The sequence below is a fragment of the Variovorax sp. W1I1 genome (assembly GCF_030815625.1).
Lineage (GTDB): Bacteria > Pseudomonadota > Gammaproteobacteria > Burkholderiales > Burkholderiaceae_C > Variovorax > Variovorax paradoxus_C.
In genome coordinates this window covers 3,570,141-3,584,064 of the sequence record NZ_JAUSWZ010000001.1, presented here as the reverse complement: position 1 = coordinate 3,584,064, position 13,924 = coordinate 3,570,141, and the positions used below count along the sequence as shown (strand labels likewise).

Sequence of the window (13,924 nt, the reverse complement as noted above, 5' to 3'; positions counted from 1 at the left end):
TCTGAGGCTTTCGAATCAGATTAACTAAATGACAGAGCATCGACTCCCACCGCTCAACGCGCTGCGTGCCTTCGAGGCCTCGGCCCGCCATCTCTCCGTCAAGAATGCGGCGGATGAGTTGTGCGTGACGCCCGGCGCGGTAAGCCAATTGATCAAGACGCTGGAGGTGCATCTGGGCGTTCCGCTCTTTCGCCGTGTGAACCGCGGCATCTTCCTCACGGACGCCGGCCAGGCCTATCTGCCGCCGGTGCGCAACGCGTTCCGGCAGATCAGCGACGCCACGCGCCGTGTCGCGGTGCCAGATGACACGGGCATCCTCACCGTGAGTGCCACGCCGTTCTTCGCTTCCGCCTGGCTGGTGCCGCGGCTCAAGGGCTTCCAGGATGCGCATCCGGATATCGACCTTCAGGTGGTGAGCAGTAGTGCGCTGGCCGACTTCTCGCGCGATGGCGTGGATGTCGCGATCCGCCACGGGCTCGGGCGCTACCACGGTTTGAGCAGCCAGCGCGTGTTGACGGTGGAGATCGTTCCCGTCGCTGCGCCTGCATTGGTCAAGCGACTCGGCATGCCCGAGACGCCGGCCGGCCTCGTGCGCTGGCCGCGTGTGAACGATGCCGAACGCAAGGCGTGGGCGCTGTGGTTCGGGGCGCAGGGGATCGAGAACACGGGGGCCGCGCGCGGGCCGTCTTTCGACGACTCGGGTTTGCTCCTGAAGGCCGTGCTCGCAGGGCAGGGCGCGGCATTGCTGCCCGCCGCAGTAGTGGCCGACGACCTGGCGCAAGGCCGACTCGTGCAGCTGTCGGACGTGACTTGGCTTGAAGACTTCGCCTACTACCTCGTGTACCCGGAAAACAGCCACGACCGCCCGAAGGTCGCGGCCTTTCGCGGATGGATCCTGGGCGAGGCCAGCAAGAAGGTCACCCGCCCGCGCAAGAAGGCACCCGTCAAAGCAGCTCGATCCCGGGCAGGCTCTTGAAACAACTCTCGCGCGTGATGCGCACGAAATCGGCGAGCCACGGCTGGTCGGACGTGCCCTGCGTGCAAGCCATGTAGAGCCGCCCCGTCAGCCCCTTGCTGCCGACGCGGCGCGCCGTGACGTAGCCGCGGTCCAGGTAGTTCTGCACTGCCCACAGCGGCAGGGTCGCGACGCCGCGGCCGCTCGCCACCAGCTGCAGCATCGCCACGGTGAGCTCGGTCGTGCGCCGGTGCGCGGGCTCCACGCCGGCGGGCGCGAGCACCTGCCGAACGATGTCGAGCATCTCGTCGGGCACGGGGTAGGTGATGAGCGTCTGGTCGGCGAAATGCCTGGCCGTGAGGTGCGTCTTGGCCGTGAGCGCATGGTCGTTGGCGAGCAGCGCGACGATCTCGAAGCGGAAGAGCGCGTGGTAGTCGACCGTTTCGGCGGGGTCTTCCTCGGAAACGATGGCCACCTCGGCTCGGTTCTGCATCACCAGCGCGATCGGGTCGGGGTGGAAGCCCGAGACGATGTCGAGTTCGATCTCGGGCCAGCGCTGGCGGAAGGCGTCCATTGCGGGCATCAGCCAGTCGAAGCAGGTGTGGCACTCGACCACGATGCGCAACTGACCGCTGCGTCCGAGCGCGAGGCGCGCCACATCGCGCTCGGCTTCTTCGATCAGCGGCAATGCAGTGTCTGCCAACTGCAGCAGCCGCAGGCCCGTGGTGCTGAACTGCGGCGGCACCGACTTGCGCTCGAAGAGCTGCGCGCCGTAGCGGTCTTCGAGCAGCTTGATCTGGTGCGACAACGCCGACTGCGTGAGGTTGAGCAACTGCGCCGCGCGCACCAGGCTGCCGGTGTCGCGCAACGCGATGAGCGTGCGCAGGTGGCGTATTTCCAGGATCGATTGCAACATGAATGAGATTCAAGTGAATGGGCAAAAGGTTTCGTTTGAATCATAGACGCCAAACGCCGACCATTGCGGATTCTCAAGATTCAAGCGACCGGATTACCTGCAATGACCACTCGTACCCACACCCTCGGCTTTCCGCGCATGGGCGCCAACCGCGAACTGAAGTTCGCACTCGAAAAGCACTGGCGCGGCGAGATCGACCGCACCGCGCTCGAGGCTGTCGGCGAGGAACTGCGTGCGTGCCACTGGCAGGCCCAGCGCGATGCAGGGCTCGATTTCGTGACGGTCGGCGACTTCGCCTACTACGACCAGGTGGCCAACCACATCCAGCTGCTCGGCTGCGAGCCGGCGCGCTTCAACTTCTTCGGCGACGAGCCCGAGCTGTCGCGCTACTTCAAGATGGCGCGCGGCGTGGAGGAAGAAATTCCCGACGCGGGGCATGTGCACGACGAAAGCTGCAAGCACGGCACCGAAGGCACCTTCGCGCTGGAGATGACCAAGTGGTTCGACACCAACTACCACTACCTCGTGCCCGAGTTCAACGCGGCCACGCAGTTCAAGCTGGCCTCGACGCGGCTCTTCGACGAAGTGGCGCAGGCGCAGCAGGCCGGGCATGCGGTCAAGGCCGTGCTGCTCGGACCGCTGAGCTTCCTGTACCTGGGCAAGGAGAAAGAGGCCGGCTTCGACCGCTTCTCGCTGCTCGATGCGCTGCTGCCCGTGTACGAACAGGTGCTCACGCGCCTGAAGCAGCAGGGCGTGGAGTGGGTGCAGATCGACGAACCCATCCTCGGCCTGGACCTGCCCGATGCCTGGCGCAACGCCTTCGAGCGCGCCTACTGGCAGCTCGCGCGCAGCGCGCCCAAGCTGCTGCTGGCCACGTACTTCTCACCGCTCTCCGACAACCTGCGCCTGGCCTGCCAGCTGCCGGTCGCCGGGCTGCATGTGGACGCGGTGCGTTCGCCACAGGAGCTGACCGGCGTGGCCGACTGGCTTGCGGCGCACAAGGTGCTGTCGGTCGGCATCGTCGATGGCCGCAACATCTGGCGCACCGATCCCGATGCCGCGCTTGCCACGCTGCGCCCGGTGGTCGACAAGAACCGCGGCGAGCTGTGGATCGCGCCGTCGTGCTCGCTGCTGCATGTGCCGTTCAGCCTCGCGGCGGAGACCAAGCTCGATGCCGAACTCAAGTCGTGGCTCGCCTTCGCCGTCGAGAAGCTCGATGAGCTGCGCATGCTGCGTGCCGTGCTCGATGGCGGTGAAGCATCGGTCGAGAACGAACTCAAGACCGCCCGCGCCGCCGTCGCCGCCCGCCGCAGCAGCCCGCGCGTGCACCGCGCCGACGTGGCGCTGCGCCTGGCGCGCAGCGTGGCCGGCGACGACGCCCGCAGTTCGGTCTTTCCGCAACGCCAGTCGGTGCAGCGCACGCGCTTCGCCTTGCCCGCGCTGCCGACCACCACCATCGGTTCGTTCCCGCAGACCTCCGACATCCGCGCCGCGCGCGCCTCATTCAAACGCGGCGAACTCGATGCGGCCGGCTATCGCGAGAAGATGCGCGCCGAGATCGCGTTGGCCGTTCGCAAGCAGGAGGAGTTGGGCATCGACGTGCTGGTGCATGGCGAGGCCGAGCGCAACGACATGGTCGAGTACTTCGGAGAGCAACTCGACGGCTTCGTCTTCACCGCCAACGGCTGGGTGCAGTCGTACGGTTCGCGTTGCGTGAAGCCACCGGTGATCTTCGGCGACGTGGCGCGCCCGGCTCCTATGACGGTCGAGTGGACCGCCTATGCGCAGAGCCTCACCAAGTTGCCGATGAAAGGCATGCTGACCGGCCCGGTCACGATCCTGCAGTGGTCCTTTGTGCGCGACGACCAGCCGCGCGCGACCACCTGCGAGCAGATCGCCTGGGCGATCCGCGACGAGGTGGTGGACCTCGAAGGCGCGGGCATCGGCATCATCCAGATCGACGAGCCCGCGATCCGCGAAGGCCTGCCGCTGCGCCGCGCCGGCTGGCCCGCGTACCTGAAGTCGGCGACACGCGCCTTCCGCATCAGCGCCTCGGGCGTGCGCGACGAAACGCAGATCCACACGCACATGTGCTACTCGGAATTCAACGACATCCTGCCGGAGATCGCGGCGATGGACGCGGACGTCATCACCATCGAGACCAGCCGCTCCGACATGGAGCTGCTGCGCGGGTTCGGTGGCGAGAACAATTCCGGGGGCTTTCGCTACCCGAACGAGATCGGCCCGGGCGTGTACGACATCCACTCGCCGCGCGTGCCTTCGGTGGACGAGATCGTGCGCCTCATGCGCAAGGCCGCGGTCGTGGTGCCGCACGAGAACCTCTGGATCAACCCCGACTGCGGCCTGAAGACCCGCGGCTGGCCGGAGACGGAAGCGGCGTTGTCGAACATGGTCACGGCTGCGAAGCTGCTGCGCAAGGAACTGGCGGCGGCCTGAAGCAGGGAAGGTCGTGACGCGCGCCAATAATGGCGTCATGACTGTCTCTTCCCTCGTAGCCAAACGCTTTACCCTCATTCTTTCGCTGCTGCTCGCGCCAGCCATGGCCTGGGCGCAAGACCGTGCGCAGGCACTGCTGCAGTTCGAAGGTGTGCAGGCGCGCTACCAGGCCGCGTATGCGCCCGGCGCCGTGTCGCGCGATGCGCGCCAGTTGCTGGACCCGCCGGACCAGGCCATCGCCCACAAGGCGCTCGCGGCGCTGGACACGGCCGCATCGCGGTCGTTCGATGTCAAGGCTTCCGTGGCCGCGATCCAGCAGGAGGTGGCTGCTGCGGGCAAGGGCGGTGCCGCGCCGAGCCCGCAGGTGCTGGAGGCGGTGGCTCGACTCGCGAAGCTGCGCGCCGACTACGCCGCAATGGACGACACGGCCAAGGTCGAGTTCTTCAACCGCGAGCGCGCGAAGCCGGCCGACCCGGTGCGCACCGAGCTGCTCGAGCGTATGGCCGTGGCCGACACGCGCGAAGTCGATTTCTCCAGCCAGCTGCTGCTGAGTTCTGTCGTGAAGCAGTTGGCACGCGGCAATGCCGGCCAGTTCACCTCGCTGCCCGATCGCACGCTCGACATGGCCGTCGACACGCTGTGGTCGCGTGGCATCACCTCGCCGCGTCCGCGCAATCTGCTGACGGTGGCGCGGGAGTTCGAGAAGCAGGTCACGCAGGCGTTGCTCGCGGCATTGCCCGATGCGGACGTGGCAGCCTTGCTCGCCTGGCGCAACGATCCGCAGGCCGCGGCCGAGCGCGAGGCACTGGTGGGCAGCTACCGCGCCGAGGTCAAGGGGAGCGGCGCCGTGGCGATCCGGACGCTGGTGCGCGGCTGGCCCCGCTCTTGAGTGCAGTGCGCGCGGCGCCGTACTTGTCGGGCGCCGCGGCGTAGGGCATGAAGCGGCTCTGGTTCTCGTCCACATCGAGCGGCCGGCCGACGAACGGAAACGCGCGCTGCGGGCAGGTCTCGCGCTCGCACACCTTGCAACCCGCGCCGATGGGCGTCGGCACCTCGGGGTCGCGCAGATCCATGCCCTTGGAGTAAACGAGCCGGGTGGCGTGGCTGATGTCGCAGCCCAGGCCAATCGAAAAGGTCTTGTTGGGCGAGCCGTAGCCGCGAAAGCCGTGTGACACGGTGCGCGCGATCCAGAGGTAGGCGCGGCCATCGGGCATGCGCGCGAGCTGCGTCAACACGCGGCCCGGTTGGGCGAAAGCCTCGTACACGTTCCATAGCGGGCAGGTGCCGCCGGTCTTCGAGAAATGGAAGTGCGTGGCCGACTGGCGCTTGGAGATGTTGCCGGCGCGGTCGACGCGAATGAGGAAGAAGGGCACGCCACGCGCCTCGGGCCGCTGCAGCGAACTCAGGCGGTGGCAGATCGTTTCGAAGCCGACGCCGAAGCGGCGCGCGAGCTGGTCGATGTCGTAGCGCAGTTGCTCGGCCGCTTCGAGGAACACGCCGTAGGGCAGCAGCAATGCGGCGGCGAAGTAGTTCGCGAGGCCGATGCGGGCGAGCGAACGCGCGGTGTCGCTGGACAGTGGCGCTTCGGTGACCAGCTTGTCGATCAAGTCGCCGACTTCGAGAAAGGCGAGTTGCGTCGCGAGCTGGAAGGCGTGCTGGCCCGGCTCCAGGTAGCGCGAGAGCCGGAGCACGCGCGTGGCCGGATCGAAGCGGCGTTGCGCGCCGCCTTCGTCGTCTTCGGCCGGGATCACCTGCACGCCGCGTGTTTCGAGCAGACGCTGCGCGAGCCGGTCGCCGGGGTTGCCCTCGCGCAGTCGCCACTGCACGGAGAAGGTCTCGGCAGCGTTGTCGAGCGGGGCGATGTAGTTCTGGTGCGCGAAGAAGAAGTCGCGCACTTCCTCGAAGGGCATCGGTCGCGCCTGCGGCATGCGCGCGAGATCGCCGCGGCCATCGCCGAGTTCGCCGGCCAGTGCTTCGAGGCGTTCCATCGCATCGCGGTGCCGCTGGTGCAGTGCGACCAGCGCACGGCCGACCGCGGGCATCTGCGTGGCGACTTCGCGCAGCTCGGCGAGCGCGACCGCATCGCCGCCCGGGTTGTCGGCCAGCGCCTCGCGCAGGCTCGCAACCAGGCGCGCTTCCTCGTCTTCCGAGAAGGCCTGGATGTCGACGCCCAGCGTGGCATGCAGGCGCAGCAGCACCGGCACGGTGAGGGGGCGCTGGTTCTGCTCGATCTGGTTGAGGTAGCTGGGCGACAGGCCGAGTTGCTGCGCAAGCGCGAGCTGGCTCAGGCCGCGCTCTTCGCGGAGGCTGCGCAGCCGCACGCCCATGAAGGTCTTCTTCATCGTTCGATCCGTTCTTCGAGGTCTGTTCTGATTCGCAAGATTCGCAAATCTGGCGTGCTGCGTTCGCAATCATTCGCCAATGGTTAGCTCATTATGGGCACGATATTGCGTAGATTGCGAATCTGTCGGCGCGTCTCGAAAAGAGGGGCTTGGCGCGCCCGATGCGATCCGTCGACAAGATGGCCGCCGTCATCGATGCCGCCATGAAGACGCCGTCCACGGCCGAACACTTGAAGGGCATGGGCACCGAGCCCATCGGCGGCACGCGCGCGTCGTTCACCAAGTTCGTCGACGAGGAGCGGGCGCGTCTCGGCGGCGTGGTGAAGGCGACGGGCATGAAGGAAGACTGGCCACGCTGGGCGGTGGCTGGCATGCAACGTGCGTTGACTTGTACGGCGCAGCGCCTCGTTGGCAAGCCCTTGCTTGACGAACTAGAGGAAAAGTACGCAAACTAGCCGGGATTTCAGCGGCGGAACGGGCAGTTGACTTAGCCTCGTCACAAAGTTCCCGGTCATTGTTTCAGTTTCATGAACACTGCGATTCGATTGAGTAGGGTTTTCCCTTGGAATCGTGGTGCAAACTTCAGGGCATCCAAAGCCCAATCAAGAAGGAAATTGAAATGAAGACCTCGAACATCCTCGCCGCCGCCGCTCTCTCCCTGCTCGCCGCCGCTGGCGCCCATGCAGAAACATACGAAGGCGTGCAACCCCTGACCTCCGGCTACAGCCGCGCCGATGTGGCGCCCCAAGCTGCTGCTGCCGCCCGCGCCGGCAACGAATACAGCGATGCTGCTTCGTCCACCGCCGCTCCGACGCTGACCGCTTCGACCACCGACCGCGCCACCGTTCGCGCCCAAGCTGTTGCCGCGGCGCACGCACCGGGCCAGAACCTGCGTCCCGAAACCTTCGCTGGCAGCGTGATTCCCGCGCAAGCGAAGGGCCTGACCTTCACGCGTCAAGCCGGCCTGTAATCCGTCGCGGCGCAAGCCGCTTCAGGTCACAAGCCAAAAAGAAAACCGGACCGTGCGAAAGCGCGGTCCGGTTTTTTCATTGGGCGTCTGTTTGTTTATTTCTTCTTCGACCCGTGCCGGTGGCAGTCCGGCGCATGGTCGTCCACGATGCCGGTCGCCTGCATCCACGCATAGACGATCACCGGCCCGACGAACTTGAAGCCGCGCTTCTTGAGCGCCTTCGAAATCTCTTCCGACAGCGGCGTCTGCGTCGGCACCTCGCCGGTCTTGTTGACGATCGGCTTGCCGCCGGCCATGCCCCAGATGAACGCCGAGAAATCCTCGCCCGCAGCCTGCATCGCGAGGTAGGCGCGTGCGTTACCGATGGTGGCTTCGATCTTGGCCCGCGCGCGCACGATGCCCGCGTCCTGCATCAGCCGCGCGACATCGTCGGCGGTGAACTTGGCGACCTTCTCGGGCACGAAGCCCTCGAAGGCTTTGCGGAACGCATCGCGCTTGCGCAGGATCGTGATCCACGCGAGTCCGGCCTGAAAGCCGTCGAGCATCAGCTTTTCCCACAGCGCGCGGCTGTCGTATTCGGGCACGCCCCATTCGGCGTCGTGGTAGTCGCCCAAGAGCGGGTCGGTCTGGGCCCAGGCGCAACGGATCTTGGTGGCGGCAGTGGTGGTGGTGCTGTTCATTGTTCGATGTGTCGCTCGGCTATCGTCGGGAGATGTTTTCAGAATGAGGGGGTCACCCTGATGCAGCAATTTCGATTTTCATTGTCGGCCCTTTCATTGGGCATCGCGCTCGGTCTCGGTGCACCGGCCTTTGCCGACACGCTCCAGAAACCGGCGCTCGACCAACTGGCCGCGGCGTGGAAAAGCAGCGGCAAGCCGCCCGCCGATTTCAATGCCTTCCTCACCCAGGCCGAGAAGGTCAATCCCGAGTTGAAGCCCGCCGTGGCCGCATACCGCAAGAAGTCGATGCTGGCCGGCGACGACCTCACCAACACCGCGCGCCTGCTCGGCCTCTACAACCGCCTGCAGAACCAGGAGGCCGTGATCGCGAGCATCGGCACGATGGTGGCGATTCCCACGGTGCGCAACGTGCAGGTGCCGCCGCACGAAAGCCCGCAGATCATCGAGTTCGGCAAGCTGGTGGAGAAGATGGCGAAGGACTTCGGCCTTGCCTTCCGCAACGTCGACAACCGCATTTTCGAGGTCAGCCTCAAGGGCAGGGGCAGCGAGGAGTTCGGCATCCTCACGCATGCCGACGTGGTGCCCGCGGTGCTCTCCGAATGGGTGCTCGACGACGGCACGAAGCTCGACCCCTTCACGATGACCCGCGTGGGCGACTTCCTCTACGGCCGCGGCACCATCGACGACAAGGGCTCCATCGCCGCCGTGCTCTATGCGATGAAAGCCGTGAAGGACAGCGGCCTGCCCATCGACCGCAGCATCCGTCTGATGATCGAGACCACCGAGGAAACGGGCGGCGATGCGATGGTGTACTACCGCAGCAAGACGCAGCTGCCGGCCTACAACATCGTGCTCGACAGCAAGTACCCCGCGGTCGTCGCTGAGAAGGGCTCGGGCGCGCTCAAGGTGTTCTTCCCCGCGGAGACAACGGACGCCGCATCGACCGCGATCACCGCGATGAGCGGTGCCGCATCCGCCAATGCGATCTCGCAGACCGCGACCGCCACGTTGAAGGGCGGCGATCTCGCCGCAGTGGCCGCGAAGCTCGAAGCGGCCAAGGCCGCTTTCCTCCAGAAGTACGAACCGCAGGGCGGCAAGTTCGCCATCGATATCGCGCGCAAGAGCGATAACGGCGACAGCATCGACATCAAGGTCACCGGCACGTCGGCCCACGGCTCGCGTCCCGAAGAGGGCGTGAACCCGCTGCCACGCCTCGCGCTCTTCCTGCAGGAATCGGGTGCGCCGCTTGCCGCCAACCACTACGTGAAGGCCGCGAAGTACATCGACGCGCTCTACGGCACCGGCTACCTCGGCGAGAAGATGGGCCTCGGCTACAAGGACGACTTCATGGGCTCGCTGACCTTCTCGCCGAACCTCATCCGCATGGGCAACGACGGCAGGCTCGAGATGACGACCAACGTGCGCATGCCACGCGGCCGCACGCCCGACGAACTGAAGTCGCAGGTGGCTGCCAAGGTCAACGCGTGGGCCGCAGCGAACCAGGTGAAGCTCGACGTCAACTACGACCAGGGCAACTGGATGGCCCGCGACCCCAAGGGTGCATGGCTCTCGACGCTGCTCGACATCTACGGCAGCACCACCGGTCTCGAAGCCAAGCCGGTGCCCACGGCCGGCAGCACGACCGCCAAGCTGATGCCCAACGCGATCAACTTCGGCCCCGCGATGCCCGGCAAGAAATACACCGCGCACAACGCCAAGGAATACAAGGAAGTGCCGGACCTCGATGCCGACATGCAGATGTTCACCGAGATGCTGGTGCGCATCGGCAACCTGCAGCAGATGCAGTGATAGCGCACAGTCTGCAAACCTAAAGCTGCACCTTGCGCCGCATCCGCTACGTTTCTTCGTAGCGCGATGCGGCATGCCGAAAGCATGGCGCGGGTTATCGTCGAAGGCTCCATTTTTCGTGAACAGGGAGTCACCTTCATGCAGCAATTTCGCGTCTCGTTGTCGGTCCTCACCATGGGCTTGATGGCAGCAGGCCTCACCGCACCGGCCTTTGCAGAAACGCTCAAGAAACCCGCGCTCGATGAGCTGGCAACGGCCTGGCAAGGCGGCAAGACCGCATCCAGTTTCAACGCCTTCCTCACCCAGGCCGAGAAGGCCAACCCCGCGTTGAAACCCGCCGTGGCCGCCTACCGCAAGAAGGCGACGCTGACAGGCGACGACCTCACCAACATCGGGCGCCTGCTCGGTCTCTACAACCGCCTGCACAACCAGAAGGCGGTGATCGCGAGCCTAGGCGCCATGGTGGCGCTGCCGACCGCGCGCAATGTCCAGATTCCGCCGCACGAGAACCCCGCCATCATCGATTTCGGCAAGCTGGTCGAGAAGACCGCAAAGAGCTTCGGGCTCGCATATCGCAACGTCGACAACCGCATCTTCGAAGTCAGCCTGAAGGGCAAGGGCACCGAAGAGTTCGGCATCCTCACGCATTCGGACGTGGTGCCCGCGGTGCTCTCCGAGTGGGTGCTCGACGACGGCACCAAGCTCGATCCCTTCACGATGCAGCGCGTGGGCGACCGCCTCTACGGCCGCGGCACCATCGACGACAAAGGCTCCATCGCGGCCGTGCTCTACGCCATGAAGACGGTGAAGGAAAGCGGCATCCCGATCCAGCGCACCATGCGGCTCATGATCGAGACCACCGAGGAAACCGGCGGCGATGCGATGGAGTACTACCGCGGCAAGACCAAGCTGCCCGAATACAACATCGTGCTCGACAGCGGCTACCCGGCCGTCGTGGCCGAGAAGGGTGCGGGCTCGCTGAGCGTGTTCTTCCCCGCTGAAAAAACCGATGGCACCGTCACCGCGATCACCGACATGGGCGCGGCAGCCGCGGTCAACGCGATCTCGCAGACTGCCAGCGCCACGCTCAAGGGCGGCGATCTTGCGGCCGTTCAGGCCAAGCTCGAAGCAGCGAAGGCGGCCTTCCTGCAGAAGTACGAACCGCAAGGCAAGTTCGCGATCGCGATCACGCGGGGTGCCGACAACGTGGACATCAAGGTCACCGGCGTTTCGGCCCATGGCTCGGAGCCCCAGAACGGCGTGAACCCGCTGCCGCGCCTGGGCCTGTTCCTGCAGGAGTCGGGTGTCGCGCTGGCCGACAACCAGTTCCTGAAGGCGATCAAGTACATCGACGATCTCTACGGCACCGGCTACCTCGGCGAGAAGATGGGCGTGGGCTACAAGGACGACTTCATGGGCCCGCTGACGTTCTCGCCCAACCTGATCCGCACCGGTGCCGATGGCCGCGTGGTCATGGCGGTCAACACGCGCATGCCGCGCGGCCGCACACCCGAGGAGCTGAAGGCGCAGGTGGAAGCCAGGATCAACGAGTGGGCCGCGGCGAACAAGGCCAAGGTCGAGATCAAGTACGACCAAGGCAACTGGATGGCGCGCGACCCGTCGGGCCGCTGGCTCGCCACGCTGCTCGACATCTACGGCGACACCACCGGCCTCGAAGCCAAGCCTGTGTCGGCCGCCGGCGCCACCACGGCCAAGCAGATGCCCAACGCGATCAGCTTCGGCCCCGGCATGCCCGGCAAGAAGTACACGGGACACAACGCCAAGGAATACAAGGAAGTGCCCGACCTCGACGCCGACCTGCAGATGTTCACCGAGATGCTGGTGCGCATCGGCAACCTGCAGCAGATGCAGTAACCCGCGGCGGCTTCTTCGCCTCGCCGTGCCACTGCGAGGCGAAGCCCTTGAGCTCCAGCAGCTCGTCAAGGATGGGGCAGGCCGGCTGGTGATCGCCCCGGCACAGGTTCGCGAGGCGTTCGAGCACGCGCTTCATCTCCTGGAGCTCCTCGATGCGCGATGCCAGCGCCTCGGCCTGGCTCAGCGCCACATGCTTGACCTCGGCGCTCGTGCGGTGTTCGTTTCGCCAGAGGGTCAGCAGCGCGGCGATTTCGTTCATGCCGAAGCCCAGTGCGAGCGCCCGGCGCGCGAAGCGCAGCACGCTGATGTGCTCTGACGTGTACCGGAGAGGGGTTGCGCCGGTGTGGGCTGCGCCATCGATCAGGCCGCGCGCTTCGCATTGATGCAGCAGCCGTTCCGAGACGCCGGCGTGGGCCAGCGCCGCTTCGATGTCGAAATGCCGGTCGGCTTCCGGCGTGTTGTCGCAAGGGTTCATGCAGCCTCCTGTTGAAGAGGCCCGAAGTCTTCGGCTTGGCATGGTGTCAAGGTCAAGCCTGCGGGCTGTTTTCCCTTGGAGGCGGGAGGGCCATGCGCCGGCAGGGCGGCCTGTCGGCCTATCGCAGCCCGTGCGCCTGCAGCGCGGCCTTGAGCCGCCGCACCTCGTGCTGCAGATCGAGGATCAGCGCGGCCGCATCGAGGCCCACGCCGAAGTCGCGCTCCAGCCGGCGCGCCTCGAGTGCGCATTGCAGGTCGGTGCTGGAGAACTGCCAGCGCTCGGGTGGCGCTTCGGCGGTGGTGACCTGCACGATGCCGACCTCGACCAGTTGCACCACCCAGGCGGCATCGGCGCCGACGGCGTGGGCCAGCTCGTTCAGCGCGAGCGGCTGCGAGGCGCTGATGGCGGTTGCGGTTGTGATGGAAACAGTCGCCATGCTCAGACTCCCAGGTGCTGGCGCGGGTTGAACGAAGAGGCCGCCTGTGCAAGCTGCTCGTAGGCTGCGCGCGCGGCGTCGCTGTCGGCGGGCGGCAGCGCGATCTCGATCAGCAGGTACAGGTCGCCGGGCGTCTTGCCCTTCAAGCCGCGGCCCTTCAGGCGCAGCTTCATGCCGCCGCGCGCATTGCGCGGCACCGTGACCTCGACCACGCCGCCGCCCGGTGTCGGCACCTCGACCTGCGCGCCGAGCGCGGCCTCGGTGGGCGTGACGGGCAGCGTCATGTAGATGTCGCGCTCCTCCACGCGGTAGAGCTTGTGCGGCGCGATGCGCACTTCGAGGTAGAGGTCGCCGGCCGCTTCGCCGCCATGGCCGGGCATGCCTTGCCCGGCGAGGCGGATGAACTGGCCGGGGTGCACGCCCGGCGGGATCTTCACGCTGAGCGTGCGGTTCTCCCACTGAGGGTGGCCTTGCGCGTCGATAGTCTGCGCGCGCAGGGTGATCTCGCGCTCGGCGCCGTTGAGCGCGTCTTCCAGCGCGATCTCGATGGCTGCGTGGTGGTCCTCGCCGCGTGCGCGGTAGTTCTGTCGCGCGGCACCGCGGCGCTCGGCCTCGCCGAACATCGACGAGAAGAACTCGCTGAAGTCCGCATGGTCCGCCGGGCCCTGGCGCGGGCCGCGGTGGAACTCGAAGCCCGAGTCCCAGCCCGGCGGCGGCTGGAAGTCGCCCTCGGGGCTGCCGCCGCGCGCGACGCGGTCGGCCAGCGCGTCGTAGGCGGCGCGCTTTTCCTTGTCGCCCAGCACGTCCTTGGCCTCGTTGATCTCGCGCATGCGCTTCTCGGCGTCGGGCTCCTTGCTGACGTCGGGGTGGTACTTGCGGGCGAGCTTGCGATAGGCCTTGCGCACCTCGTCGTCGGACGCGGTGCGCTCGATGCCCAGTGCGCTGTAGTAGTCCTTGAATTCCATGGTGGTGATGGTCGTTTCAATGGACGGCGGACCGGGCGGCCTGG

General features: G+C 66.4%; 13 protein-coding genes. 7 read left to right on the top strand and 6 right to left on the bottom strand.

Annotation, left to right across the window (positions count from 1 at the left end; genetic code table 11):
- The first annotated feature begins 28 nt into the window (after positions 1-28).
- Positions 29-976, top strand: coding sequence for a transcriptional regulator GcvA (gene gcvA, locus QFZ83_RS16705; RefSeq protein WP_307508202.1), 948 nt, complete (start codon positions 29-31; stop codon positions 974-976).
- On the opposite strand, the gene QFZ83_RS16700 is transcribed toward gcvA, so the two are convergent.
- Positions 945-1,871, bottom strand: coding sequence for a LysR family transcriptional regulator (locus tag QFZ83_RS16700; protein ID WP_013540832.1), 927 nt, complete (start codon positions 1,869-1,871; stop codon positions 945-947). The genes gcvA and QFZ83_RS16700 overlap by 32 nt on opposite strands.
- A gap of 102 nt (positions 1,872-1,973) precedes the next feature.
- On the opposite strand from QFZ83_RS16700, the gene metE reads away from it, so the two are divergent.
- Both metE and QFZ83_RS16690 read left to right on the top strand, forming a co-directional pair.
- Positions 1,974-4,328, top strand: coding sequence for a 5-methyltetrahydropteroyltriglutamate--homocysteine S-methyltransferase (gene metE, locus QFZ83_RS16695; protein ID WP_307508200.1), 2,355 nt, complete (start codon positions 1,974-1,976; stop codon positions 4,326-4,328).
- Positions 4,329-4,365: 37 nt separating this feature from the next.
- Entirely contained in the window at positions 4,366-5,217 is an 852-nt protein-coding gene (locus tag QFZ83_RS16690) for a hypothetical protein (RefSeq protein WP_307508198.1), read from the top strand.
- Here the strand turns inward: QFZ83_RS16690 and QFZ83_RS16685 are convergent.
- Positions 5,159-6,670 (bottom strand): short-chain fatty acyl-CoA regulator family protein, encoded by a 1,512-nt coding sequence (locus QFZ83_RS16685; RefSeq protein ID WP_307508196.1) that lies wholly within the window; start codon positions 6,668-6,670, stop codon positions 5,159-5,161. The two genes, QFZ83_RS16690 and QFZ83_RS16685, sit on opposite strands and share 59 nt — an antisense overlap.
- Positions 6,671-6,849: 179 nt before the next feature.
- On the opposite strand from QFZ83_RS16685, the gene QFZ83_RS32770 reads away from it, so the two are divergent.
- Together QFZ83_RS32770 and QFZ83_RS16675 are read left to right on the top strand one after the other, a co-directional pair.
- Entirely contained in the window at positions 6,850-7,125 is a 276-nt protein-coding gene (locus QFZ83_RS32770; RefSeq protein WP_373457506.1) for a hypothetical protein, read from the top strand.
- Between the two features lie 164 nt (positions 7,126-7,289).
- Positions 7,290-7,640: a hypothetical protein gene (locus tag QFZ83_RS16675; RefSeq protein WP_013540837.1), complete on the top strand. Its 351-nt coding sequence runs from the start codon at positions 7,290-7,292 to the stop codon at positions 7,638-7,640.
- Between the two features lie 95 nt (positions 7,641-7,735).
- On the opposite strand, the gene QFZ83_RS16670 is transcribed toward QFZ83_RS16675, so the two are convergent.
- Entirely contained in the window at positions 7,736-8,320 is a 585-nt protein-coding gene (locus QFZ83_RS16670) for a DNA-3-methyladenine glycosylase I (protein ID WP_307508193.1), read from the bottom strand.
- A 60-nt stretch (positions 8,321-8,380) separates the two neighbouring features.
- Between QFZ83_RS16670 and QFZ83_RS16665 the strand changes: the two genes are divergently transcribed.
- Positions 8,381-10,129, top strand: a complete 1,749-nt coding sequence (locus QFZ83_RS16665) for a dipeptidase (protein WP_307508191.1) — start codon at positions 8,381-8,383, stop codon at positions 10,127-10,129.
- Positions 10,130-10,267: 138 nt separating this feature from the next.
- Positions 10,268-12,004, top strand: coding sequence for a dipeptidase (locus QFZ83_RS16660; protein WP_307508189.1), 1,737 nt, complete (start codon positions 10,268-10,270; stop codon positions 12,002-12,004).
- Here QFZ83_RS16660 and QFZ83_RS16655 read toward each other — a convergent pair.
- The 3 genes from QFZ83_RS16655 to QFZ83_RS16645 form a co-directional block, all read right to left on the bottom strand.
- Positions 11,958-12,479, bottom strand: a complete 522-nt coding sequence (locus QFZ83_RS16655) for a MerR family DNA-binding protein (protein ID WP_307508187.1) — start codon at positions 12,477-12,479, stop codon at positions 11,958-11,960. The genes QFZ83_RS16660 and QFZ83_RS16655 overlap by 47 nt on opposite strands.
- A 118-nt stretch (positions 12,480-12,597) precedes the next feature.
- Positions 12,598-12,915 (bottom strand): chaperone modulator CbpM, encoded by a 318-nt coding sequence (locus tag QFZ83_RS16650; RefSeq protein WP_307508185.1) that lies wholly within the window; start codon positions 12,913-12,915, stop codon positions 12,598-12,600.
- A gap of 2 nt (positions 12,916-12,917) precedes the next feature.
- Entirely contained in the window at positions 12,918-13,880 is a 963-nt protein-coding gene (locus QFZ83_RS16645; RefSeq protein WP_307508183.1) for a DnaJ C-terminal domain-containing protein, read from the bottom strand.
- Positions 13,881-13,924 lie beyond the last annotated feature (44 nt).

Bases quoted from the DNA above. Each gene is read 5' to 3' on its own strand.
- QFZ83_RS16675 (WP_013540837.1), top strand. From the start codon at position 7,290: ATGAAGACCTCGAACATCCTCGCCGCCGCCGCTCTCTCCCTGCTCGCC.
- gcvA (WP_307508202.1), top strand. From the start codon at position 29: ATGACAGAGCATCGACTCCCACCGCTCAACGCGCTGCGTGCCTTCGAG.
- QFZ83_RS16700 (WP_013540832.1), bottom strand. From the start codon at position 1,871: ATGTTGCAATCGATCCTGGAAATACGCCACCTGCGCACGCTCATCGCG.
- QFZ83_RS32770 (WP_373457506.1), top strand. From the start codon at position 6,850: ATGGCCGCCGTCATCGATGCCGCCATGAAGACGCCGTCCACGGCCGAA.
- QFZ83_RS16685 (WP_307508196.1), bottom strand. From the start codon at position 6,670: ATGAAGAAGACCTTCATGGGCGTGCGGCTGCGCAGCCTCCGCGAAGAG.
- QFZ83_RS16670 (WP_307508193.1), bottom strand. From the start codon at position 8,320: ATGAACAGCACCACCACCACTGCCGCCACCAAGATCCGTTGCGCCTGG.
- QFZ83_RS16690 (WP_307508198.1), top strand. From the start codon at position 4,366: ATGACTGTCTCTTCCCTCGTAGCCAAACGCTTTACCCTCATTCTTTCG.
- QFZ83_RS16650 (WP_307508185.1), bottom strand. From the start codon at position 12,915: ATGGCGACTGTTTCCATCACAACCGCAACCGCCATCAGCGCCTCGCAG.
- QFZ83_RS16660 (WP_307508189.1), top strand. From the start codon at position 10,268: ATGCAGCAATTTCGCGTCTCGTTGTCGGTCCTCACCATGGGCTTGATG.
- QFZ83_RS16645 (WP_307508183.1), bottom strand. From the start codon at position 13,880: ATGGAATTCAAGGACTACTACAGCGCACTGGGCATCGAGCGCACCGCG.
- metE (WP_307508200.1), top strand. From the start codon at position 1,974: ATGACCACTCGTACCCACACCCTCGGCTTTCCGCGCATGGGCGCCAAC.
- QFZ83_RS16665 (WP_307508191.1), top strand. From the start codon at position 8,381: ATGCAGCAATTTCGATTTTCATTGTCGGCCCTTTCATTGGGCATCGCG.
- QFZ83_RS16655 (WP_307508187.1), bottom strand. From the start codon at position 12,479: ATGAACCCTTGCGACAACACGCCGGAAGCCGACCGGCATTTCGACATC.